Consider the following 22,847-nt stretch of genomic DNA (forward strand, 5'->3'; position numbering starts at 1 on the left):
CGCGCAGTTCCCCGCGCCCCTGGAAGACCTGCCCCCGGTCGTTCATCGGGGGCGGGGCGTCGCCGGGTCGTGGTGCAGTTCCCCGCGGCTCTGGTGGACCTGTCCCCCGGTCGTTCATCGGGTGCGGGTGGTGGGCGGCTTGTCGCGCAGTTCCCCGCACCCCTGGAAGACCTGCCCCCGGTCGTTCATCGGGTGCGGGGCGTCGCCGGGTCGGGGGTGGGGCGTCGCCGGGTCGTGGTGCGGTTCCCCGTGTCCCTAGGGGCGCTTTCCTGCTGACCACTGGTGTTGGGCCGCGATGTTCGGCTTGAGTTCGGCCAGTTGGGCGGCTACGGCGCTGGGGGCCGTGCCGCCGCGGCCGTTGCGGGAGGCCAGGGCCCCGGGGACGTTCAGGACCGTGCGGACCTCCGGCGTCAGATGGGCGGAGATCTTCGCGAACTGCTCGTCGGTCAGCTCGTCCAGCTCCTTGCCCTCGGCCTCGGCGGCCTTGACGCACTCGCCGGCCACCTCGTGCGCGACCCGGAACGGCACCCCCTGCCTGACCAGCCACTCCGCGATGTCGGTGGCGAGCGAGAAGCCGGCCGGGGCCAGCTCCTCCATGCGCTCGCGGTGCACGGTGAGGGTGGCCATCATGCCGGTGAAGGCGGGGAGCAGGACCTCCAGCTGGTCGATGGAGTCGAAGACCGGCTCCTTGTCCTCCTGGAGGTCGCGGTTGTACGCGAGCGGGAGCGCCTTGAGGGTCGCCATCAGGCCGGTCAGGTTGCCGATGAGGCGGCCGGACTTGCCGCGCGCCAGCTCAGCGATGTCCGGGTTCTTCTTCTGCGGCATGATCGAGGAGCCGGTGGAGAAGGCGTCGTGCAGGGTCACGAAGGAGAACTCCTTCGTGTTCCAGATGATGATCTCCTCGGCGATCCGGGAGACGTTCACGCCGATCATCGCGGTGATGAAGGCGAACTCGGCGACGAAGTCGCGGGAGGCCGTGCCGTCGATGGAGTTGGCGGCGCTGCCGTGCTCGAAGCCGAGGTCCCGGGCGACCGCCTCCGGGTCCAGGCCGAGGCTGCTGCCGGCCAGCGCGCCCGAGCCGTACGGCGACACGGCCGTCCGCTCGTCCCACTGGCGCAGCCGCTCGGCGTCCCGGGACAGGGCCTGCACATGGGCGAGGACGTGGTGGGCGAAGAGCACCGGCTGGGCGTGCTGGAGGTGGGTGCGCCCCGGCATCGCCACGTCCGGGTGCGCCTCGGCGAGACCGACCAGGGCGTCCTGGAGGTCGGCGAGCAGGCCGCCGACGACACGGGCGTGGTCACGCAGGTACATGCGGAAGAGGGTGGCGACCTGGTCGTTGCGGGAGCGGCCGGCGCGCAGCTTGCCACCGAGGTCGGGGCCGAGCCGCTCCAGCAGGCCGCGCTCCAGGGCGGTGTGCACGTCCTCGTCGGCGATGGTGCCGGTGAAGTCGCCGGAGGCCACGTCGGCCTCCAGCCGGTCCAGCCCGGCGAGCATGCGCTTCAGCTCGTCGTCGGTGAGCAGGCCCGCCCGGTGCAGCACGCGCGCGTGCGCACGCGAGCCGGCGATGTCGTAGGGCGCGAGCCGCCAGTCGAAGTGGACGGACGCGGACAGCTTCGCCAGGGCCTCGGCCGGGCCGTCGGCGAAACGGCCGCCCCAGAGCCGTACGTCACCGCTGTTGCTGCTCACTCGGGTCGCTCCTCAAGTCCGTCGATGTGCCACCGCCTCCGCACGGTACCTCCGGTGACATGCATGAGTATGCAGAGGTATGTATGAATCGTCAATTTGGGGGGTGGGGTGAACGCGTGGGACCGCCCTCCCGTACCCCTGGTCGGCGCACCGGCCGTGGCCGCCCCGTGGAGCGCCGGCCGGGGCGGCCACGGCTCCGCGAGGGCGAGCGGGACGGGCGTCCGGATGGCGGGACCCGCGGACAATTCCCGGACAGGCGTCCGTCCCGGCACCCATAATCGTTAGACATGGGAAAGACTTACGCGCGTATAGACGGCAGACTCCGGACCTTCATCGAGGCGCAGCCCCTCTTCTTCACCGCCACCGCTCCGCTGGCCGGTGACGGCACGGTCAACCTGTCCCCCAAGGGCCTCACGGGCAGTTTCGCCGTGCTGGACGAACTCACCGTCGCCTACCTCGACTTCGCCGGCTCCCACGCCGAGACCGTCGCGCACCTGCGGGAGAACGGGCGGATCACCCTCATGTGGTGCGCCTTCCAGGGCCCGCCGAACATCGTCCGGGTGCACGGCCGCGGTGAGCCGGTGTTCCGTGACGACCCCCGCTTCGGGGAGTTGCTCGCCCACTTCCCGGAGATCGACCCGCGCGCGCACGGCCTGCGCGCGATCGTCGTCGTGACGGCCGAACTCATCCGCGACAGCTGCGGCTACGCGGTGCCGCTCATGACGTACGACGGGGACCGCGAGCTGCACGCGCGGCGCTTCGCGCGCGAGGACGCCGCGTCGCTGAGCGCGTACTTCGCGGGCAAGGACCACATCGCGACGAGCCTGGACGGGCTGCCCGGGGTGCCGCTGCCCCTGCCGTCCGTGGCGCCCGGCGGCCGGCCGCTGTGATCCGCCCGCCACGTGACCCCCGCACGTGATGCGGCCGTGTGAGCCCGGCGCGTGACCCCGCCGGGCCCGAACGGACCAGCCGGACTGCCGGTGCGCGCCGCCCCCGTTAACGTCGGGCCATGCGCCCCGCAGTCGCCGCCGCCCCGGCCGTCCTCCTCTGCGCCTCCCTCCTCGGCGCCGCCCCTGCCGAAGGGGACGCGCTGCCCGACCGGATGGCCGACCCCGGCCCCGGCCGTCAGCTGATCACCGCCGTGGCGCCCACGGCCGCCGCGACGACGGGGACGGTGACGTGGTGGGACCGGCGGGACGGACGCTGGGTCCGCGCCGGTTCGGCGCCCGCCCGCTTCGGAGCCGACGGGCTCGTGGAGGGGGCCGCGCGCACCCAGGGCACGGACACCACGCCGACGGGGCTGTTCCCCCTGCCGTACGCCTTCGGCGTCAAGGCGGCGCCGCCCGGGACGACGTACGCGTACCGCCCGGTGCGCGAGGACTCCTGGTGGTGCCAGGACAACGCCTCGCGCGCTTACAACCGGTGGACCGAGCCCCGGGCCGCCGACTGCCGGGCGCGGCAGGCGGAGCACCTGGTGTCGTACGGGCAGCTGTACGCCCATGCGCTGGTCATCGGCTTCAACTACCGCACGCCGGTGCGCGGGCGCGGGGCCGGCGTCTTCCTGCACGTCAGGGGCGCGGGACCGACGGCGGGTTGCGTGTCGGTGCCGGAAGACGCCATGCGGCGGATCCTGCGGTGGGCCAGGGCCCGGGGCAGGCCGCACATCGCGGTGGGCACCGCGAGCGGACCCACCGCGATCACCCGGTACTGACTGAACACAGCGCCGCCGGCGCACGTACCTCTGGGCCAGGGACCACGACGATCCGTTGCCCCCGTCCCCGGAGGAACCGTGACCACCACGCTCGCGGGCGGCCGCGCCGCCCGGCGTCAGACCATGCGCCGCATCCGCCCGCGCCGCTCCCCCGCCGTCCCGCTGCTGCTCGCCGTGTGGGCCGGTGCGGGCGCGGTGCTGGGGCTGTGGTGGCAGAACACCCCGTCCGTCGCCGACACCACCGGACGGATCGTCAACGCCGGCCGGATCACCGGGCTGCTCGCCGGGTACCTGATGGCGCTGGTGGTGCTCCAGATGGCCCGGGTGCCCGCGCTGGAGCGGCGGGTGGGTTCCGACCGGGTGGCGCGCTGGCACGCGACGACCGGCCGCTACACCCTCTGCCTGGTCCTCGCGCACGTCCTCCTCACCATGTGGGGCTACGCGTTGCAGGCCGGCAAGACCCTCGGCGACATCGTGCAGCAGACCGTCGACTCCGTCGGCCAGCTGCCCGACATGGGCAAGGCCGCGATCGGCACCGGGCTGCTGGTGCTCATCGGCCTGTTCTCCGTCGGCCCGGTCCGCCGCCGGATGCCGTACGACACCTGGTACCACGTCCACCTGCTGACGTACGCCGCGGTCTACCTGACGTTCTGGCACCAGATCCGCGCGGGCAACGACTTCGCCGTCGAGCCCGCCGCGAAGACGTTCTGGTACGGGTTGTACGGCGCGGTCACCGCACTGGTGGTGTGGTTCCGGATCATCACCCCGGTCAGGCTCAACCTGAAGCACCGGTTGCGGGTCGAGGCGGTGATCGAGGAGACCCCCGGGATCGTGTCGGTGCTGATCGGCGGGCGGAAGCTGCACCGGATGGGCGCGGAGGCGGGGCAGTTCTTCCGGTGGCGGTTCCTGGCGCCGGGCATGCGGTTCAGCTCCCACCCGTACTCGCTGTCGGCGGCGCCCCGCCCCGGCATGCTGCGGATCACCGTGAAGGCGATCGGCGACCACAGTGCCCGGCTGCGCGAGCTGGAGCCCGGCACCCGGGTGTGGGCCGAGGGGCCGTACGGCGCGCTGACCGCCCAGCGGCGCAGCCGCGGCAAGGTGCTGCTGGTGGCGGGCGGCGTCGGGATCACGCCGATGCGGGCGCTGTTCGAGACGCTGCCGGGGGCGGCCGGTGACATCACCCTGCTGTACCGGGCCAACAGCACCCAGGACCTCGCCCTGTGGGGCGAGCTGGCGAAGATCGCCGACGAGCGGGGCGCCCGGCTGATGTACGCGGTCAACAGCCCGGACGGGGAGCGCCCGGACATCTCCGCGGAGTCGCTGGAACGGAAGATCCCGGACATCGGCCGTCACGACGTCTTCCTGTGCGGGCCGCCCGGTTTCGCACGGTCCGTGTACGAGGCACTGCGCGGCGCGGGGGTCCCCGCCCGCCGTATCCATCACGAGTCGTTCGCGATGTGAGCGACGGTCATCAGGAGACCGGCACCATGAAGAAGAGCCACCCCGTCCGGCGCGCCGTGCTCGCCACCGCCGCCACCGTGTCCGGCATCGTGCTGCTGCTGTCGCTCAAGCCGGCGACCGACCCCGGCTCCGCCGCGGCGGCGGGCGGCGCGGCACCGCCCGTGGGGGCGGCGGCGCCCCAGGGCGGGGCGCAGGCCGCGGGCACCGCCACGGTCACCGGCGCGGCGGCCGACACGCAGTACGGGCCGGTGCAGGTCCGGCTGACCGTGAGCGACGGGAAAATCGTCCGGGCCGAGGCGGTGCAGGCGCCCAGCGGGGGCGAGAGCGGCCGGATCACCGCGGACGCCGTGCCCCGGCTCAACCAGGCGGCCGTCGCGGCGGGCAACGCCGGCATCGACGCCGTCTCCGGGGCCACGTACACCAGCGCCGGCTACCGGGAGTCCCTCCAGTCGGCCCTGGACCAGGCCGGTGGCTGAGCCGGTGACCGGGCCCGCACGGGCTCCCGCCGCGGTGCGCCGGGCGGAGGAGGCGATGGGGACCGTCTTCTCCTTCGACGTCCGCGGCGGGGACCCCCGTACCGTACGGGCGGCCCTCGACGAGGCCGTCGCCGGGCTGCACCGGGTCGACGCGGTGTTCAGCACCTACCGCGAGGACAGCCAGGTGTCCCGGCTGGGACGGGGGGAGCTGACCGTGGGCGAGTGCGATCCGGAGGTCGGCGAGGTGCTGGCGCTGGCCGCCGAGGCGGAGCGGGTCAGCGAGGGGTGGTTCAGCACGGCGTACGAGGGCCGGCTCGACCCGACCGGGATCGTCAAGGGCTGGGCCGTCGAGCGGGCGGCGCGGCGGCTGGCGGCGGCCGGGGCGAGCGGGGTCAGCGTCAACGGCGGCGGGGACGTCCAGCTGCTCGGTGCGCCCGGCCCGGAGCGGCCCTGGCGGGTCGGCGTGTCGGACCCGCTGCGGCCCGGTGGGCTGGCGGCGGTCGTCTCCGCGGCACGGGCCGGGGAACTCGCCGTGGCCACCTCCGGCACCGCCGAACGCGGCGCCCACATCGTCGATCCGCGCACCGGGAAGCCCGCGGTGACGGACCTGCTCGCGGTGACCGTCGTCGCCCCCCGCCTGACCTGGGCGGACTGCTGGGCGACCGCCGCCTTCGCACGGGGCGCCCGGGACGGCCTGGCGTGGCTGGAGTCGCTGCCCGGGGTGGAGGCGCTGCTGATCACGGCGGGCGACGAGGTGTGGTGCACGGGGGGACTGGCGGGCTGGCTGGGCTGAGCAGGGCCGCCGCACCGAGCGAATCCGCTTCGCCGAACGAACCGGCCCTGCCGAACGAACCCGCTCAGCCGAACGGACCAGCCCTGCCGAACGAACCCGCCCTGCCGTGCGGTCCCGCCGCGCCGGGCAGGCCGTCGCGCCGAGTACGCCCCCGCCCCGCCGAACGGACTCGCGCCGCCCCGCCCCGCCGAGCGCGCACGCCCCGCCGAGCACCACCGTCCGCCCCCGGCCGGACCCCCGGCCGGCCCCGCCCGGCCCCGTGCGGCAGCGCCCCGCGGCGGCCTCACGCCGAAGCCCGGATCAGCCAGCACCCGGCGGTGAAGGCGACCTGGTCGCCCCGCACGTACGGGGCGAAGGCGGTGTGCAGGACCTCGGTCACCCGGATCCGGGTCGGCTCGTCCACCTCCCGCAGGACCCGGCCCACGGGGCCGAGCAGGGTGAAGTAGCGCTCCAGGTCCCGCGCCGGCATCGCGCAGGTGACGTCGAGCGGCTCGATCGCCGCCCCCGTCCAGCCGCTCCCGGCGAGGATGCCCCGCACCCGGTCCGCCCGCGCGAGGGCGAACTGGCCCGGCGCGTCCACGTTCCGGACCGGCAGGCCGGGCAGCAGCGGGCCCGCCGCCCGCTCGGCGGTCGTCATGAAGGGGTTGTCCTCCGGGCCGCGCCAGACGACGAGCCGCAGCTCCGCGCCGGGCCGCGCGGCCCGCCGCAGGTTCGCGAAGGCACCGGTGAAGTCGTCGAAGAACATCACGCCGAACCGGGAGACGACGAGGTCGAAGCCGCCTGGTGCGAAGGGGTGGGTCGCGGCGTCGGCCAGGACGAAGCGCGCCGGCACGCCCTCCCGCCCGGCGCGCGCCCGGGCGGCCTCGATCATCGGCTCGGCGACGTCGACCCCGACGCAGCCGCCCTCCGCCCCGGCCCGCCGCGCCGCCGCGACGGTCGTGGCGCCCGTGCCGCAGCCGACGTCGAGCACGCGTGCGCCGGGCCCGACCGGCTCGGCGAGCAGCTCCTCGAACGGCTTGAACAGCCCCTCCAGCACGTCCTGGGCCGCGACCCAGTTGCGTCCCACGACCCCGTTCCACAGCGCCCGCGACGCCCGCGCGTCCTCATGCCCGCCGGTCATGGCCGTCTCCCCTCACGTGTCCTCGAACGCCACCCGGCTCGGATCCCGTGCGTCCTGGGACGCCCCTTGTCCTCGCGATGGCCCTGGCCGTACGGTGCCAGTTCAAGTCGACTTGAGGTCAAGGGCATGGATGATCCGGACATAACGGAAGTGGCACGGCGCTCCGGCCTGCCCGCCTCCACCCTGCGCTACTACGAGGAGAAGGGCCTGATCGCCTCGACCGGCAGGCGGGCCGGCCGGCGGGTCTTCGATCCCGGCGTGACGCAGCGGCTGGCGCTGATCGCGATGGGCCGCGCGGCCGGCTTCTCGCTCGACGAGATCGCGCTGATGTTCGCGCCGGACGGCCGGCCGCGGCTCGACCGGGGAGTGCTGGCGGCGAAGGCGGCGGAGCTGGACGCGACCGTCCGCCGGCTGACCGCCCTGCGTGACGGGCTGCGGCACGCGGCGGACTGTCCCGCGCCGAGCCACCTGGAGTGCCCGACCTTCCGCCGCCTGCTGCGGGCGGCTGAGTCGGGCGCGGCGGGCGGCGGGTTCAGTGGCCGTTCTGGGCCAGCCGCAGCAGGTGCTCGGCGAGCGCCTGTCCGCCGTCCGGCCGACGGCTGATCAGCAGCAGTGTGTCGTCCCCGGCGATGGTGCCCAGGATGTCGTGCAGCTCGGCCTGGTCGATCGCCGAGGCGAGGAACTGGGCCGCGCCGGGCGGGGTGCGCAGGACCACGAGGTTGGCGGAGGCCTCCGCGGAGATCAGCAGTTCCTGGGACAGCCGCCGCATCCGCTCCTCCTTGGCCGACTCGCCCAGCGGCGCCCGGGGGGTCCGGAAACCCCCCTCGCTCGGCACCGCGTAGATGAGGTCGCCGTCGGTGTTGCGGATCTTCACCGCGTTCAGCTCGTCCAGGTCGCGGGAGAGGGTCGCCTGAGTGACGGTCAGCCCGTCGTCGGCGAGCAGCTTCGCCAGCTGGCTCTGGGAGCGCACCGGCTGCCGGTTGAGGATGTCCACGATCCGGCGGTGCCGGGCGGTGCGGGTCTGCGGCACGGCGGGCCCGTTGGCCCCGGCCTGCTCGTGGTCCTGCGCCTGGCTCATCGTCGCCTCATTCTCCGGCTCGTCCGTCCCCGTGACCTGCGTCCAGGACACCGGGCAGCGCCCGGAGCAGCGCCTCCACCTCGTCGTCGCCCACGTTCAGCGGCGGCATGAGCCGTACGACATCGGGGGCGGGCGCGTTCACCAGGAAACCGGCGTCCTGAGCCGCCTGCTGCACCTGGGGCGCGAGCGGCTCGGTGAGCACGATACCCAGGAGCAGGCCCGCACCCCGGACATGGTCGATCAATCCGTGGTCCAGGGACTCGATTCCGCCCCGCAACCTCTCGCTCTGCCGTTTGACGTTCTCCAGCAGCCCTTCGTTCGCGATGGCGTCCAGGACGGCGAGTCCGGCGGCGCAGGCGACGGGGTTGCCGCCGAAGGTGGTGCCGTGCTGACCGGGCCGGAGCAGTTCGGCGGCTCGCCCGAAGGCCACCGTGGCGCCCAGCGGCAGGCCGCCGCCCAGCCCCTTGGCCAGCGTGACCACGTCGGGCAGGACACCCTCGTGCGCCTGGTACTCGAACCAGTGCCCGGTCCGTCCGACACCGGTCTGCACCTCGTCGAGCACCAGCAGCGAGCCGGTCGCGGCCGTGATCGCGCGGGCCGCCTTGAGGTAGCCGGGGGGCGGGACGACCACCCCGCGCTCGCCCTGGATCGGCTCGATGACGACCAGCGCCGTCTCCTCGGTGACCGCGGCGGCCAGCGCCTGCGCGTCGCCGTACGGCACGTGCGTGACGTCGCCGGGCAGCGGCAGGAACGGCTCGCGCTTGCCGGGCTGGCCGGTGAGGGCGAGGGCGCCCATGGTGCGGCCGTGGAAGCCGCCCTGGGTGGCGACCATGTGGGTGCGCCCGGTCAGCCGGCCGATCTTGAAGGCGCCCTCGTTGGCCTCGGCGCCGGAGTTGCAGAAGTAGACCCTGCCGTCCCGGCCGAACAGCTGGAGCAGCCGCTCGGCGAGCGCGACGGGCGGCTCGGCGACGAACAGGTTGGAGACGTGCCCCAGCGACGCGATCTGCTTGCTGACCGCCTCGACCACCGCGGGGTGCGCGTGCCCGAGCGCGTTGACCGCGATGCCGCCGACGAAGTCGACGTACTCGTTGCCGTCGGCGTCCCACACCCGCGCGCCCTCGCCCCGTACGAGCGGCAGCCGGGGGGTGCCGTAGTTGTTCATGAGCGCGTCCTGCCACCGCGCGGTCAGTTCCTGGTTGGCGCTCATTCGGCATCCCCCTCTTGCGCGTCCGGCACGACCATCGTGCCGATACCCTCGTCGGTGAAGATCTCCAGCAGGATCGAGTGCTGGACCCGGCCGTCGATGACCCGGGCGGTGCGCACCCCGTTGCGCACGGCGTGCAGGCAGCCCTCCATCTTCGGCACCATGCCGGAGGACAGCTCCGGCAGCAGCTTCTCCAGCTGGGAGGCGGTGAGGCGGCTGATCACCTCGTCGCTGTTCGGCCAGTCCTCGTACAGCCCCTCGACGTCGGTGAGGACCATGAGGGTCTCGGCGCCGAGGGCGGCGGCCAGGGCGGCGGCCGCCGTGTCGGCGTTGACGTTGTAGACGTGGCCGTCGTCCGCGGAGCGGGCGATCGAGGACACGACGGGGATCCGGCCGTCCGCGAGCAGGGCCTCGATGGCGCCGGTGTCGATGCCGGTGATCTCGCCGACCCGGCCGATGTCGACCAGCTCGCCGTCGATCCGCGGCTGGTGCTTGGTGGCGGTCATGGTGCGGGCGTCCTCGCCGGTGAGGCCGACGGCGAGCGGCCCGTGCTGGTTGAGCAGCCCGACCAGCTCGCGCTGCACCTGCCCGGCCAGCACCATGCGGACGACGTCCATGGCGTCCTCGGTGGTGACGCGCAGGCCCGCCTTGAACTCGCTGACGATGCCGTGCCGGTCGAGGGCGGCGCTGATCTGCGGGCCGCCGCCGTGCACGACGACCGGCTTGAGGCCGGCGTGCCGCAGGAAGACGACGTCCTGGGCGAAGGCGGCCTTGAGCTCCTCGTCCACCATGGCGTTGCCGCCGAACTTGATGACGACGGTCCTGCCGTGGTGCCGGGTCAGCCAGGGCAGCGCCTCGACGAGGATCCGTGCCTTGGGGAGCGCGGTGTGCTTGCGTGTCGTGCTCATGAGGAATAGGCGCTGTTCTCGTGGACGTAGTCGGCGGTGAGGTCGTTGGTCCAGATCGTGGCGGTCTCGGAGCCGGCGGCGAGGTCGGCGACGATGTGCACCTCGCGGTAGCGCATGTCGACCTTGTCGCGGTCCTCGCCGACGCCGCCGTTCTTGCAGACCCAGACGCCGTTGATGGCGACGTTCAGCCGGTCCGGCTCGAAGGCGGCGGACGTGGTGCCGATCGCGGAGAGCACGCGGCCCCAGTTGGGGTCCTCGCCGTGGATGGCGCACTTGAGCAGGTTGTTGCGGGCGATGGAGCGGCCCACCTCGACGGCGTCGTCCTCGGTCGCGGCGCCCACCACCTCGACCCTGATGTCCTTGCTGGCGCCCTCGGCGTCCCGGATCAGCTGCTGCCCGAGGTCGTCGCAGACCTGCCGGACGGCCTCGGCGAACTCGGCGTGGCCGGGGGTGACGCCGGAGGCGCCGGAGGCCAGCAGCAGCACCGTGTCGTTGGTCGACATGCAGCCGTCGGAGTCGACCCGGTCGAAGGTCACCCGGGTGGCCGCGCGCAGCGCCCCGTCCAGGACGTCGCTGCCGAGGTCGGCGTCCGTGGTGAGCACGACCAGCATGGTGGCGAGGCCCGGGGCGAGCATGCCGGCGCCCTTGGCCATGCCGCCGACGGTCCAGCCGTCCCTGGTCACCACGGACGTCTTGTGCACGGTGTCGGTGGTCTTGATGGCGATGGCGGCCTTCTCGCCACCGTGCTCGGACAGCTGCGCGGCGGCCGTCCCGATACCGGGGAGCAGCTTGTCCATCGGCAGCAGGACGCCGATGAGGCCGGTGGAGCAGACGGCGACCTCGACGGCGCCCCGGCCGAGCACCTCGGCGGCCTTCTCGGCGGTGGCGTGGGTGTCCTGGAAGCCCTTGGGCCCGGTGCAGGCGTTGGCGCCGCCGGAGTTGAGCACGACGGCGGAGACCTGCCCGCCCTTGAGGACCTGCTCGGACCAGAGCACCGGCGCGGCCTTCACGCGGTTGGAGGTGAAGACGCCCGCGGCGGCCCGGCGGGGCCCGTTGTTGACCACCAGGGCCAGGTCCGGGTTGCCGTTCCCCTTGATGCCTGCGGCGATGCCGGAGGCGGTGAAGCCCTTGGCGGCGGTGACGCTCACGGCGCGACTCCGATCGTGGAAAGTCCGGTGGTCTCGTCGAGACCCAGGGCGAGGTTCGTGCTCTGGACGGCACCGCCCGCGGTGCCCTTGGTCAGGTTGTCGATGGCGCTGATCGCGATGATCCGCCCCGCCGCCGCGTCGTACGCGACCTGCACCTGAACGGCGTTGGAACCGTTGACGGACGCGGTGGCGGGCCACTGGCCCTCGGGGAGCAGGCGGACGAACGGCTCGTCGGCGAAGGCCTTGGCGTAGGCGGCGCGCAGGGACTCGCCGGTGACGCCGGGCCGGGCGGGCGCGCTGCAGGTAGCGAGGATTCCGCGCGGCATCGGGGCGAGGGTCGGCGTGAAGGACACCGAGACCCGCTCGCCGGCGGCGGCGCTGAGGTTCTGGATCATCTCGGGCGTGTGCCGGTGGCCGCCTCCGACGCCGTACGGCGACATGGAGCCCATGACCTCGGCGCCGAGCAGGTGCGGTTTGGGCGCCTTGCCCGCGCCGGAGGTGCCGGACGCGGCGACGATCACGGCGTCGGGCCCGGCCAGTCCCGCGGCGTACGCCGGGAACAGCGCCAGGGAGACGGCCGTGGGGTAGCAACCGGGCACCGCGATGCGCTTGGACCCCTCCAGCGCCGCGCGGCAGCCCGGAAGTTCGGGGAGGCCGTAGGGCCAGGTCCCGGCGTGCGGGGAGCCGTAGAACGCCTCCCAGTCAGCGGCGTCCCGCAGCCGGAAGTCGGCGCCCATGTCGACCACGAGCACCTCCGGACCGAGCTGCTCGGCGACGGCTGCGGACTGCCCGTGGGGCAGCGCGAGGAACACCACGTCGTGCCCGGCGAGCACCTCGGCCGACGTCTCGCTCAGCACCCGGTCGGCCAGCGGCAGCAGGTGCGGCTGGAGCGCGCCGAGCCGCTGGCCGGCGTTGGAGTTGCCGGTCAGGGCGCCGATCTCGATCTCGGGGTGCGCCAGGAGCAGACGCAGCAGCTCTCCGCCCGCGTATCCGCTCGCTCCGGCCACTGCCGCACGTACCGTCATGGACCCTCCTCGTAGATGGCATGACTATACGTTTCGCTGCACGTTTATGCAATCCCATTCCGGGTGGCGGGCGCCCCGGGTGTGACTGAGCACCTGATCTGCCCCATGAGCACTGGACTTGTCGGGCTGCGCGTTCGAGGTGGCGGGCAAGTGCCCTCACGAGAGTTGATCTGGGCCGATTCGCGCTGCGCCCCGGGCCATGTGGTCGCACCTCGCCCGGCTGCGCGACCTCGTCGCCCCCGGTGCGGTCACGCCGGGCTCGGGGACGAAGTCTCTGCCGCGTCACCGCGGAGTCGGACGGTGGTGCGGTCGGCCAGTGGCCCCGAGGTCGCGCTGCCCGTGTCGGCGCACGGTCCGGTTCCCCCGCCGGCGGAGAGGGTGCCCGTGAGGCGGTGCCGCCCCGCCCGCCGAGCCGGAGGACGGGCAGGCTCCAGTAACGTGACCAACACGCCGTCGCCCCGGGCGGCGGCGTTGCCGCGGCCCGCCCACCCGGCCGCGCGTCCTGGACGGCGCCGCCCACTCCTCTTCCTCATCCGCTCTCCTGGAGCACGTAATGCACTCACCCTCGTGCCGTCGGCCGCTCCGGGCCGTTCTCACAGCGCTCCTCGCCGCCGCAGTCACCGGCGTGCGGGCCCGGCCCGACTACCGCGCCTGGCGGGCTCTTGGGCCCGGAGGACTCCCGTCCTCACCTCGGGGCTGGCTGACCACCACCCGGCTCCGCCTGCGGAAGACCGCCCCGCTGGACGTCACAGGGCAGGGAGACCAGCACCCCACGACGCCGCAGACGGCGAGTCTTCCCCAGCGTCGCGGCCCGCGCCCACGGATCGGCCACTGGCCCATCCCGCACCGGTCCGTCGGCCAGGACATCGGCACCGACCTGATCGAGGCCCTCGACCTCGCGGTCGCCGACGCGGTAGCGGCCCATGTCGCGTTCCTGACCTCAGGCCGAGTCTCCAGCGGGTGCGTGACATTGGGTACTCCGCGGCTCGGTGGGAGGAGGTGCCCGGACAGCGATTGTTCGGTATGCCGGACGCTGGTCAAGACTGCGAACGGCAAGATAGGGAGGGGGCGCGGGCGCGTCAATGGGCCGCGCGGTGACGGACGGGACGGGGAGCGGGACGGGATGGGCGAGTTCTGGCCAGTGCCGGATGTGCTGGCGTACCTGGCCGGCCGCTGGCGGGTGGCACGGTCGGTGCGGGACCTCACGAGCGGCGACGAGGGCCGGTTCGAGGGCACGACGGTGTTCGGGCCGCAGGCGGGCGACGGCCTGCTGCACGAGGAGTCCGGCACGTTCGTCTGGCGGGGCGTGGCCCGCCCGGCCGAGCGGACGCTGCGCTACCTGCCCGGGCCGTCGCGCGGGACGGCCGAGGTCCGCTTCGCCGACGGCCGCCCCTTCCACGACCTCGACCTGACCACCGGGCGGTACCTCGCCGGCCACCCGTGCGCGGCCGACCTCTACCGCGGGGAGTTCACGGTCCGGGACGCCGACCACTGGCGGACGGTGTGGCGGGTGCGCGGCCCGGCGAAGGACCTGGTGCTGACGACGGACTACGCGCGCGCCGGCTGAGCCGACCGCTCTCCAGCCGCAGGCTCCAGCGTCCCGCGCGGCCCGTGACGGTGGTCGTGGACAGGGCGCACACGTCGATGCTCCAGTAGGTCGCGGGCGGCGCCTTCAGGGCGTACACCAGGGCCGCGCGGATCACCGAGGGCTCGGTGACGGCGACGATCCGGCCGCCGTCCTCGACGGGCCGGGTGTCCAGCCAGCGGCCGACGCGGGCGATGAACGCGAGCAGCGACTCACCGCCGTGCGGGGTGACGCGGGGGTCGGCGAGCCAGGCGTCCACCGCCTGCGGCTCGCGGGCCATCGCCTCGCCCGGCGTCAGCCCGCGCCAGCGGCCCATGCCGCAGTCGCGCAGGGCGAGCTGCGCCGGCGGCGCGTAGCCGAGGGCGTCGCCGGTGGCGCGGCTGCGCGGGCAGTAGCGCAGCTCCGCCTCCGCCAGCGGCACCAGGTCGCGGGCGGCGCGCTGCACCTCCTCCCAGCCCGCCTGGTCCAGCGGCCGGTCGTCCTCGAAGCGTTCCGCCGACAGCGGGGCGCCACGCGCGGCGGTGACGAAGGTGCCCGAAGTGCCATGCGGGGATCGTGGGCCCACGGAGTGGACCGGTCAGGAGCCTGTTACGCGGGCGTTATGGAGGTGGCGCGCACCCGTGCCGGAGAACCGTGATCAGCCGGACGAACGCATGCGAGACGCCGCGCGGTCCACTCCCGCGCCCGCTCCGGCGGCGAGGCGCTCAGGCCGGCGGGCTCGCAGGCCGGGGAAGGCCGGGGCGCACGGTGTCCGGCGGCCCGGCGGGCGCCCGACGGGCGACGCCGCGCGCCCACAGCACCAGCGGGGCCTGGAGCGGCAGCCGCGCCCAGGCCGCGGTCCGCAGCGGGGCGGGCCGGTCGGCCCAGTCCAGGGCCATCCGGACGTTGGCCGGGAAGACCCCGACGAAGAACGCCGCCGTCGCCCGCGCGGTGGCCCGCCGGGTCCGCGGCACGGCCAGTCCGGCCGCCAGCGCGAGCTCCACGGCGCCGCTCGCGTACGTCCAGGCCCGCGGCGAGCCGGGCAGGGACCGCGGGACGATCGCGTCGAACTGCCGCGGCGCGGCGAAGTGGGCCACCCCCGCGGTCGCGAGCAGACCGGCGAGCAACAGGGGCGAGCGCTGGGACCGGGGCACGGTGCCTCCTCGGGACGACGTGGCCGCGATGTTACTGCACGGTAGCCCCCGGTTGCGCGCGGTCCGGCCGGACGCCCGTACCGCGCAGCACCTCGTCGCCGGCCGCCCGCAGCCGCCGCACCCCCTCGGCGATCTCCGCCGCCCCGGCCACCGCGGCGAAGCTGAGCCGGACGTGGGCCGCCGGGGGCTCGGCGCTGAAGTAGGGGCGGCCGGGGGCGAGGGCCACTCCGGAGCGGAGGGCGGCCGCGGTGAAGGCGGGCTCGTCGGTGCCGTCGGGCAGGCGGAGCCAGAGGTGGTAGCCGCCGGAGGGGATGTGCGGGAGGGCGAGCTCGGGCAGGTGGAGCCCCAGCGCGGCCGTCATCGCGTCCCGGCGGGCCTTCAGCTCCGTCGAGACCGTGTGCAGATGGCGGGACCAGGCGGGCGAGCCGACCAGTTCCAGGGCCGCCTCCTGCAAGGGCCGGGGCACGAAGAAGGTGTCGACCACCTGGATGGCGCGCAGCCGCTCCAGCACCGGACCGCGCGCCGCCAGGGCGCTCACCCGGAAGCTCGGCGAGGTCGCCTTGGTGAGCGAGCAGACGTGCACCACCACCCCGTCCGGGTCGTCGGCGGCCAGCGGGCGCGGCAGCGGCCCGGCGTCCGCGTGCACCAGCCGCCGCACGAAGTCGTCCTCGACCACGAAGGCCCCGGCCTTTCGGGCGATCCGCAGCACCTCGCCGCGCCGTTCGGGCGCGAGCACCGCGCCGGTGGGGTTCTGGAACAGCGGCTGGCAGACCAGGACCCGGGCCCCGGTGGCCCGGAACGCGTCGGCCAGCAGCTCCGGCCGCACCCCGTCCGGGTCCACCGGGACCGGCACGGGACGCAGGCCCGCCGCGCGGGCGATCGCCAGCATGCCCGGGTAGGTCGGCGACTCGACCAGGACCGGCGCGCCGGGCGGGGCCAGCGCGCGCAGGGCCGTCGTCAGCGCCGACTGGCCGCCCGACGTGATCAGCACCTCGGCCGCCGTGACCGTGTCGCCGATGCTCCGCGCGAACCAGGCGCGCAGCTCCGGCAGCCCCTCCAGCGGCGGCCGTCCCCACGCGCCAGGGCGCCGGCCGGCCCGGGACAGCGCCGCCGCCATGCCCTTCTCCGGTTGCAGCGACGGATGCAGATAGCCGCCGTTGAACTCGATCACCCCCGGCGGCGGCGCCGCGAGCGAGACGGTGACCCCGGAGGCGTCCACGGTGCGCGGGACGAGTTCGGCGGCGCCGTCGGCGCTGAGCGCGACCTCCTGCCACGAGGTGTCGCCGGCCGGGGCGCCCCCGGTGCGCGGCCGGGCCCGGAAGGCGCCGGCGCCCGGCCGGGTGACCACGAGCCCCTCGGCGGCGAGCTGGGCGAGGGCCCGGGACACGGTCACCGGGCTCACCCGGAACCGCTCCACGAGGGCCCGGCTGGACGGGAGCTTTCCATCGGGAGAGTAGTGGTTCAGCTCCTGCCGCAACCGGTTCGCCAGTTCACTGACGCTGCTACGCTCTTGCATGAGAGCGAAGAGTAGCGCTACCGCACCGACCCGGATAGCAGTCAGCGGCCGTCCGCGGTCCTCCTCCGGCACCCTCCAGGCCGCCCTCGGCGTCACCGCCTTCTCCCTCACCTTCCCGGCCACCGCCTGGGGGCTGGAGGGCTTCGGGCCCTGGTCGCTGGTGGCCGTGCGGTCGGTGCTCGCGGCGCTGATCGCGGGCGCCTGCCTGCTGGCCCTGCGCGTCCCGCTGCCCGACCGGCGGCACTGGCCGGGGCTGGCGGTCGTCGCCTGTGGGGTCGTCCTCGGCTTCCCGCTGCTCACCACCCTGGCCCTGCGGACCTCGACCACCGCGCACGCCGCCGTGGTGGTGGGCCTGCTGCCGCTGACGACCGCGCTGCTGTCCGCCCTGCGCGTCGGCACCCGCCCCTCGCGCACCTTCTGGGCCGCGGCGCTCGCGGGCGCGGCCGCGGTGCTGGCGTTCACGGTCCAGCAGAGCGGCGGCGCCCTGTCCACCGCCGACCTGTACCTCTTCGCGGCGCTGCTGGTGTGCGCCGCCGGCTACACCGAGGGCGGGCGGCTGGCCCGGGTCATGCCGGGCTGGCAGGTGATCGGCTGGGCGCTGGTGCTGTGCCTGCCGCTCGCTCTGCCCGCCGCCGCGCTGACCCTGTCGTACGAGCCGGTGCGGCTGACCTTCCACAGCGTGACGGGGGTGCTGTGGGTCGCGGCCGGCTCGCAGTTCCTGGGCCTGGTGGTCTGGTACCGGGGCATGGCGGCCGTCGGCATCCCCAAGGCCAGCCAGTTGCAGTTGGCACAGCCGCTGCTCACACTGGTGTGGTCGGTGCTGCTGCTGGGCGAGCACCTGACCGTGGCCGCCCCGTTGACGGCCGCGGCCGTGCTCGTCTGCATCGCCGTCACGCAACGGGCGCGAGGATGAACGGCGTTCGCGCCGGTGGACCGGCGCGGGCCGCCGTGGACTCCACGTCACGGACCGCAGCTCCCGCACATCGTCAGGAGGCCCCAGATGCGCGCAAGCGTGGGCGACCAGCTTGTCCAGCACGGCAGGGTGGTCGGACAGCACGACAAGGTCGGCGAGATCGTCGAAGTGCTGGGTCAGAAGGGCGAACCCCCGTACCGCGTCCGCTTCCAGGACGGGCACGAGGGGCTGTGCTCACCGGGCCCCGACACCGAGATCCGGCACAGGGAAACCACCACCGGGCAGTGATTCAGCGCGGGGGCGTCGCCGGCTGCCCGTAGTGGTCGGCGATCACCCGCGCCATCGCTCCGTGGGGATCCGCCGCCATCTCCCGGGCGGCGAAGTAGACGTGCCCGCGCACCTGGGGGTGGTCGCGGGCGTACGTCAGGTGCCGGGACAGTTCGGCCGGGTCCTGCCAGGGCGCCGGCTGGGCCGGGTCACCGGCCTTGTAGAGCGCCTCCCCCACGTACAGCTGCGTCCCGGTGCCCCGGGCGACCTCCGCCCACCAGGGCACGAGCTCGGCGTAGTCGGCGGCGGAGTTGCCGATGTGCCAGTACAGCTGCGGGCAGATGTAGTCGATCCAGTTCTCCCGCACCCACTTGCGGGTGTCGGCGTACACGTCGTCGTACGACTGGAGCGCCCGGGTGTCCGAGCCCAGCGGGTCGGTGGAGGCGTTGCGCCAGACCCCGAACGGGCTGATCCCGAACCGGGTGCCGGGGCGGATCCGCTCGATGCGGGCGGCGGTGTCGCGCACCAGCCGGTCGATGTTGTCGCGCCGCCAGGCCGCACGGCTGGGGAAGGCACCGCCGTGGGCGTCGTAGGAGGCGTCGTCGTCGAAGGTCTGGCCGGCCACCGGGTACGGGTAGAAGTAGTCGTCGAAGTGGACGGCGTCGACCGGGTACCGCGCCACCGCGTCCATCATCGCGTCCTGCACGAACGCGCGGACCTCCGGCAGCCCCGGGTCGTAGTGGAGCTTCCCGCCGTACGGCACCACCCACTCGGGGTGCCGCCGGGCCGGGTGGGAGGCGGCCAGGCGGCCCGGGTCGGCGTGCACCGCGACCCGCAGCGGGTTGAACCAGGCGTGCAGCGCCAGGCCCCGGGCGTGCGCCTCGGCGACGGCCGTGCCGAGCGGGTCCCAGCCGGGGTCCCGGCCCTGGGTGCCGGTGAGGTACTGCGACCACGGCTCGTACGGCGAGGGCCACAGCGCGTCGGCCGTCGGCCGCACCTGGAGGATCACCGTGTTCAGTCCGCGCCGGGCCGCCGTGTCGAGATGGGCGAGCAGCTCGGCGCGCTGCTGGTCGGCGCTGAGGCCCGGGCGCGAGGGCCAGTCCCGGTTGGTCACCGTGGCCAGCCACACGCCCCGCATCTCCTCGGCGGCGCGGGGCCGCCGCGCGGGGGCCGCGCCCACGTCGCCCGGCAGCGCCACCGTCGACAGCGCGGCCAGCGCGAAGGCCCGGCGCGACAGGCGTCCCATGGACGATCACCCCTTAGCAGTGCGGATCCGCTCGGTCACGGACCGTCTCCGCGGCCCAGCATGCCCCGCCCCCGGCGATCGATCATCGATACTTACCGGTAACGTGCACGAACGGAGCAGGCACCGGCGACCCGGCGGACCTGCCCCACAGGCCTCGAACAGCGAAGGGGACGATGTGACCGACATCGAGCGCGTCGGAGTGGTGGGCTGCGGCCAGATGGGAGCGGGCATCGCCGAGGTGTGCGCCCGCGCCGGACTGGACGTGAAGGTCGCCGAGACCACCGGCGAGGCCCTGGAGATCGGCCGGACCCGGCTGTTCACCTCGCTGTCCAAGGCAGCCGAGCGCGGCAAGATCAGCGCGGCGGAGCTGACCGCGACGCAGGCGCGCCTGAGCTTCACCACCGACCTCGGCGAGTTCGCCGACCGCGATCTGGTGATCGAGGCCGTCGTCGAGAACGAACAGGTCAAGACCGAGATCTTCCAGGTGCTCGACCAGGTGGTGACCCGCCCGGACGCCATCCTGGCCTCGAACACCTCCTCCATCCCGCTGGTGAAGCTGGCGGTCGCCACCTCGCGCCCCGACCAGGTCGTCGGCATCCACTTCTTCAACCCGGCCCCCGTGCAGCAGCTGGTCGAGCTGATCCCGGCGCTGACCACCTCGGAGGGCACGCTCGGCCGGGCCCAGCTGTTCACCGAGAAGGTCCTGGGCAAGCACGGCATCCGCGCCCAGGACCGCTCCGGCTTCGTGGTCAACGCCCTGCTGATCCCCTACCTGCTCTCCGCGATCCGGATGTTCGAGTCGGGCATCGCGGGCCGGGAGGACATCGACAACGGCATGGAGATGGGCTGCGCCCACCCGATGGGCCCGCTGAAGCTGTCCGACCTGATCGGCCTGGACACGGTGGCCTCGGTGGCGCACAGCATGTACGAGGAGTACAAGGAACCGCTGTACGCCGCTCCCCCGCTGCTCCAGCGCATGGTGGACGCCGGCCGGCTGGGCCGCAAGAGCGGCTCGGGCTTCTACACCTACGGCTGATCACCCGCGTGACGCCCGTCGGGCCCGGCACCTGGGGGTGCCGGGCCCGACCCATTCACACACCGTGTGCGCGGCGGGCTCGCATATGCCCCGCCCACACGCTCCCCCGGCGCCCACCAGGGCGGTTCACTCATGATGAGCATGTAAGGGATGTGAGACGACTACGGAAAGGAGCGGTTCGTGACCGCCGATCCCGAGCACTCGGTAGCCCAGGGTGAGCTCGCGGAGTTACGCCGCCGGCTCGACGTGGCCTATGTCCGCGTCGAGGGCGGACTGGCACTGCTGAACCACCGCACCGAGGAGACCGCCAAGGAACTGGACGAGCTGAACACCCGGCTCGTCACCCTCGAACACGCCCGCTGGCCGCTGCCCTCGGTCGCGGCGCTCACAGCCGTGGGCGCCCTCGCCGTGTCCCTCTGGCAGGCCCTGGGGCGGTAGGCCGGGGCAGCGTGTCCTGACCCAGCCTGAGGTGGTGCAGCAACAGCAGCGCGGCCGCCATGCCGGCGGCCGGGACCTCGCCGCGGGCGACCAGGTCGGGGACGATCTTGAGGGGCACCCACTCCCTGCGGTCCGACTCGAAGTCGTCCACCGGATGTCCGACGTACTCCCCCTCGTCGGCCCAGTAGACGTGGTGCCGGGCGTCGGTGAGGCCGTTGGACGGCTCCACGCTCATCAGGTGCCGCAGGGGGCCCGGCCGCCAGCCGGTCTCCTCCTCCAGCTCCCGGGCGGCGGCGGCCGCGACGTCCTCGCCGTCCTCGACGACGCCCGCCGCGAGTTCCCAGCCCCAGGTGTCGGTGATGAAGCGGTGGCGCCACAGGAGCAGGACCTCGTTCGCCTCGTTCACCACCGTGGCCACGGCGACCGGCCGCAGCCGTATCAGGAAGTGGTCGAGGTGCCGGCCGTCCGGCAGCTCCACGTCCGCGAGGTTGACCCGGAACCAGCGGTTTTCATACACAGTTTGTTCGTTCTGTTTCGTCCACTGCACGGTTCTGCCACCTTCCGTCGAGTAAGTGGCAATATCGCAGCAGGGACTGTGCGCGAAGTTCCCGCGGGAACCGCAGGGACAGCAGGGACAGCAGGGACAGCTAGGACGCCGCAGACGGCGGGGACGCCTGGTGCCGCGGCACTAGAGCGGTACGCGCAGGGCACCGTCGATGAGTTCGGCCGCCTCGGCGGTGCCCGCGCCGCCGCTGCGCGCCAGGCGCTCGCGTACCGCCCGGAGTCTGTCCCGCAGCCGCTGGGACTCCATGCCACGGGCCTGCTCGGCCATCCGCACCGCCGTGGCCACCGCCTTCTCCGCGTCGCCCCGGCGCAGTTCGACGGTGCTGAGCATGGCGAGCCGGTGCACCCGGCCCCGGTCGTGCGCGGGGGTGTTTACGGCGGCCGCGGCGTGCTCCCCGGCGGCCGCCAGCTCGCCGAGGCTGAGCAGCGCCTCCGCCACCTGGACGTTGACCAGGCCCGGCTGGACATAGCCGGTCTCGTCGGGTTCGAGTCCGCGCCGGATGCGCTCGGCGGCCCGCTCGGCCCGCCGGATGCAGGACAGCGCGCTCGTCCCGTCGCCGAGGTGGGCGTACGCCTTCGCCTGCATCGCGTACAGGTCGGAGGCGAGCGCGGGGGTGATCTGCCGGCCGGCGGCGCGCAGCGCGGCCTCGGCGAAGGCGACCGCCTGACGGTACTCCCGCATGAACAGCGACTGGTTGACCAGCAGCGCGATCACGTACGCGCCGAGTCCCCGGTCACCACTGGCCTTGGCGAGCCGCAGCGCCTGGTGGAAATAGCGCTGGGCGAGGCCGTGCGCGTCCGAGTCGTACGCGCAGATCCCGGCGATCGCCACCAGCCCGCCGGTGGCACGGTGCAGCTGGCGGCCGGTGGCGTCGGGGTAGCCGCCGCGCAGCAGGGGCGCGGCCTCGGAGTTGAGGAAGCCCACGATCCGGGCGCGGGTCGCGACGCCGCCGGCCTTGCGGTACATCAGCTCGTAGTGGGCGCGGGCGGCGCGCAGCATCTCGATGTCGGCCGGGGTGACCCGGTGCCGGCCGCCGCGCGAGACGTCCACGTCCTCGGGCGGGTTCTCCCACTCCCACACCGGCATCACGGCGGGCGTGCCGGTGACCGCGGGGGCGCCGAGGACGTGCGGGCGCTGCTGCTCGTCGGAGCGCCACAGGGCGGTGGCCCGCTCGACGAACCCGGACAGCGAGGTGGCGTGCGGGGTGGCGGGCCGGCCCGGGACGCCGAGGCCGATGTCGTCCAGGGTGACCGACCGGTGCAGCCGGGCGGCGAGCACCTCGCAGATCAGGTCGGGCACCTGACCGCGCGGCCGCTGGCCTTTCAGCCACCGCGCCACGGCGGTGTGCTCGTAGCGCAGCGCGAGCCCTCGCGCCCGTCCGGCCTGGTTCACGTGTGCCGCGAGACCGGCGTGCGAGATCCCCGCCTCGTCCAGGATCGCGTCGAGCAGAGTGTTGGGCTGCATGGGAGGCCCCCCGGGTGGCTCGGTGCCGACAGCGTAGTGAATGCGGCTTCACACGGGGTGTGAACGGAGTGCCC

23 protein-coding genes and 1 pseudogene are annotated in these 22,847 nt (G+C 74.1%); 11 read left to right on the forward strand and 13 right to left on the reverse strand.

The window, feature by feature from the left end; translation table 11 throughout:
• Positions 1–255: 255 nt before the first annotated feature.
• Complete coding sequence (gene argH / locus ACFF45_RS13250; protein WP_381345928.1) at positions 256–1,686, reverse strand: argininosuccinate lyase; 1,431 nt, start codon at positions 1,684–1,686, stop codon at positions 256–258.
• Between the two features lie 287 nt (positions 1,687–1,973).
• On the opposite strand from argH, the gene ACFF45_RS13255 reads away from it, so the two are divergent.
• From ACFF45_RS13255 to ACFF45_RS13275, 5 genes and pseudogenes are all read left to right on the forward strand, one after another.
• Positions 1,974–2,576: a pyridoxamine 5'-phosphate oxidase family protein gene (locus ACFF45_RS13255; RefSeq protein ID WP_381345930.1), complete on the forward strand. Its 603-nt coding sequence runs from the start codon at positions 1,974–1,976 to the stop codon at positions 2,574–2,576.
• 119 nt (positions 2,577–2,695) lie between these two features.
• Positions 2,696–3,397 carry a L,D-transpeptidase family protein gene (locus ACFF45_RS13260; protein WP_381345931.1) on the forward strand — a complete coding sequence of 234 codons (702 nt, stop codon included), beginning with the start codon at positions 2,696–2,698 and terminating at the stop codon, positions 3,395–3,397.
• A 78-nt stretch (positions 3,398–3,475) separates the two neighbouring features.
• Positions 3,476–4,858 (forward strand): ferredoxin reductase family protein, encoded by a 1,383-nt coding sequence (locus ACFF45_RS13265; protein ID WP_381345933.1) that lies wholly within the window; start codon positions 3,476–3,478, stop codon positions 4,856–4,858.
• A 26-nt stretch (positions 4,859–4,884) separates the two neighbouring features.
• A pseudogene (locus tag ACFF45_RS13270) lies at positions 4,885–5,325 on the forward strand (FMN-binding protein); the annotation flags it as partial.
• A gap of 64 nt (positions 5,326–5,389) precedes the next feature.
• A complete protein-coding gene (locus ACFF45_RS13275; RefSeq protein WP_381345935.1) occupies positions 5,390–6,127 on the forward strand; it encodes an FAD:protein FMN transferase in 738 nt (245 codons plus the stop codon).
• Positions 6,128–6,410: 283 nt separating this feature from the next.
• Here the strand turns inward: ACFF45_RS13275 and ACFF45_RS13280 are convergent, their stop codons facing one another.
• A complete protein-coding gene (locus tag ACFF45_RS13280; RefSeq protein ID WP_381345937.1) occupies positions 6,411–7,247 on the reverse strand; it encodes a class I SAM-dependent methyltransferase in 837 nt (278 codons plus the stop codon).
• A 126-nt stretch (positions 7,248–7,373) separates the two neighbouring features.
• Between ACFF45_RS13280 and ACFF45_RS13285 the strand changes: the two genes are divergently transcribed.
• Complete coding sequence (locus ACFF45_RS13285) at positions 7,374–7,850, forward strand: helix-turn-helix domain-containing protein (protein WP_381345939.1); 477 nt, start codon at positions 7,374–7,376, stop codon at positions 7,848–7,850.
• On the opposite strand, the gene ACFF45_RS13290 is transcribed toward ACFF45_RS13285, so the two are convergent.
• From ACFF45_RS13290 to argC, 5 genes are read right to left on the reverse strand one after another with little or no spacing between them, the layout of a single operon-like run.
• Entirely contained in the window at positions 7,780–8,325 is a 546-nt protein-coding gene (locus tag ACFF45_RS13290) for an arginine repressor (RefSeq protein ID WP_381345940.1), read from the reverse strand. The two genes, ACFF45_RS13285 and ACFF45_RS13290, sit on opposite strands and share 71 nt — an antisense overlap.
• A gap of 7 nt (positions 8,326–8,332) precedes the next feature.
• Positions 8,333–9,532 carry an acetylornithine transaminase gene (locus tag ACFF45_RS13295; RefSeq protein WP_381345941.1) on the reverse strand — a complete coding sequence of 400 codons (1,200 nt, stop codon included), beginning with the start codon at positions 9,530–9,532 and terminating at the stop codon, positions 8,333–8,335.
• Entirely contained in the window at positions 9,529–10,437 is a 909-nt protein-coding gene (gene argB, locus ACFF45_RS13300; protein WP_381345943.1) for an acetylglutamate kinase, read from the reverse strand. Before argB ends, ACFF45_RS13295 begins: the two co-directional genes overlap by 4 nt.
• Positions 10,434–11,585: a bifunctional glutamate N-acetyltransferase/amino-acid acetyltransferase ArgJ gene (gene argJ, locus ACFF45_RS13305; RefSeq protein ID WP_381345945.1), complete on the reverse strand. Its 1,152-nt coding sequence runs from the start codon at positions 11,583–11,585 to the stop codon at positions 10,434–10,436. The genes argB and argJ overlap by 4 nt, the downstream gene beginning before the upstream one ends.
• A complete protein-coding gene (gene argC, locus ACFF45_RS13310; protein WP_381345946.1) occupies positions 11,582–12,610 on the reverse strand; it encodes an N-acetyl-gamma-glutamyl-phosphate reductase in 1,029 nt (342 codons plus the stop codon). Before argC ends, argJ begins: the two co-directional genes overlap by 4 nt.
• A gap of 1,123 nt (positions 12,611–13,733) precedes the next feature.
• On the opposite strand from argC, the gene ACFF45_RS13315 reads away from it, so the two are divergent.
• Positions 13,734–14,177 (forward strand): DUF6314 family protein, encoded by a 444-nt coding sequence (locus tag ACFF45_RS13315; protein WP_381345948.1) that lies wholly within the window; start codon positions 13,734–13,736, stop codon positions 14,175–14,177.
• Here ACFF45_RS13315 and ACFF45_RS13320 read toward each other — a convergent pair.
• The 3 genes from ACFF45_RS13320 to ACFF45_RS13330 form a co-directional block, all read right to left on the reverse strand.
• Complete coding sequence (locus ACFF45_RS13320) at positions 14,080–14,760, reverse strand: histidine phosphatase family protein (protein ID WP_381345950.1); 681 nt, start codon at positions 14,758–14,760, stop codon at positions 14,080–14,082. The genes ACFF45_RS13315 and ACFF45_RS13320 overlap by 98 nt on opposite strands.
• Positions 14,761–14,899: 139 nt before the next feature.
• Positions 14,900–15,328 carry a DoxX family protein gene (locus ACFF45_RS13325; RefSeq protein WP_381345951.1) on the reverse strand — a complete coding sequence of 143 codons (429 nt, stop codon included), beginning with the start codon at positions 15,326–15,328 and terminating at the stop codon, positions 14,900–14,902.
• 31 nt (positions 15,329–15,359) lie between these two features.
• On the reverse strand, positions 15,360–16,844 hold the full coding sequence (locus tag ACFF45_RS13330) for an aminotransferase-like domain-containing protein (RefSeq protein ID WP_381345953.1): 1,485 nt from the start codon (positions 16,842–16,844) through the stop codon (positions 15,360–15,362).
• Here ACFF45_RS13330 and ACFF45_RS13335 point away from each other — a divergent pair.
• Positions 16,843–17,757: a DMT family transporter gene (locus tag ACFF45_RS13335; RefSeq protein ID WP_381345955.1), complete on the forward strand. Its 915-nt coding sequence runs from the start codon at positions 16,843–16,845 to the stop codon at positions 17,755–17,757. The two genes, ACFF45_RS13330 and ACFF45_RS13335, sit on opposite strands and share 2 nt — an antisense overlap.
• An 87-nt stretch (positions 17,758–17,844) precedes the next feature.
• The gene (locus ACFF45_RS13340; RefSeq protein WP_141309290.1) at positions 17,845–18,045 is read left to right on the forward strand and encodes a DUF1918 domain-containing protein; all 201 of its coding nucleotides are present in this window, start codon (positions 17,845–17,847) and stop codon (positions 18,043–18,045) included.
• A 1-nt stretch (position 18,046) separates the two neighbouring features.
• Here ACFF45_RS13340 and ACFF45_RS13345 read toward each other — a convergent pair whose 3' ends face one another.
• The gene (locus tag ACFF45_RS13345) at positions 18,047–19,270 is read right to left on the reverse strand and encodes a glycoside hydrolase family 10-like protein (RefSeq protein ID WP_381345957.1); all 1,224 of its coding nucleotides are present in this window, start codon (positions 19,268–19,270) and stop codon (positions 18,047–18,049) included.
• 175 nt (positions 19,271–19,445) lie between these two features.
• Here ACFF45_RS13345 and ACFF45_RS13350 point away from each other — a divergent pair, with 175 nt between their 5' ends.
• A complete protein-coding gene (locus ACFF45_RS13350) occupies positions 19,446–20,306 on the forward strand; it encodes a 3-hydroxybutyryl-CoA dehydrogenase (RefSeq protein WP_381345958.1) in 861 nt (286 codons plus the stop codon).
• A gap of 180 nt (positions 20,307–20,486) precedes the next feature.
• Positions 20,487–20,744 (forward strand): hypothetical protein, encoded by a 258-nt coding sequence (locus ACFF45_RS13355; RefSeq protein ID WP_381345959.1) that lies wholly within the window; start codon positions 20,487–20,489, stop codon positions 20,742–20,744.
• On the opposite strand, the gene ACFF45_RS13360 is transcribed toward ACFF45_RS13355, so the two are convergent.
• Both ACFF45_RS13360 and ACFF45_RS13365 read right to left on the reverse strand, forming a co-directional pair.
• Positions 20,692–21,291, reverse strand: a complete 600-nt coding sequence (locus ACFF45_RS13360) for an NUDIX domain-containing protein (RefSeq protein WP_381345960.1) — start codon at positions 21,289–21,291, stop codon at positions 20,692–20,694. The genes ACFF45_RS13355 and ACFF45_RS13360 overlap by 53 nt on opposite strands.
• 141 nt (positions 21,292–21,432) lie before the next feature.
• Entirely contained in the window at positions 21,433–22,773 is a 1,341-nt protein-coding gene (locus tag ACFF45_RS13365) for an NsdA family TPR-like regulatory protein (protein WP_381345962.1), read from the reverse strand.
• Between the last annotated feature and the right edge of the window lie 74 nt (positions 22,774–22,847).

Origin of the sequence: Streptomyces cinereospinus, from assembly GCF_042430725.1 — a bacterium.
GTDB classification, from domain to species: domain Bacteria; phylum Actinomycetota; class Actinomycetes; order Streptomycetales; family Streptomycetaceae; genus Streptomyces; species Streptomyces cinereospinus.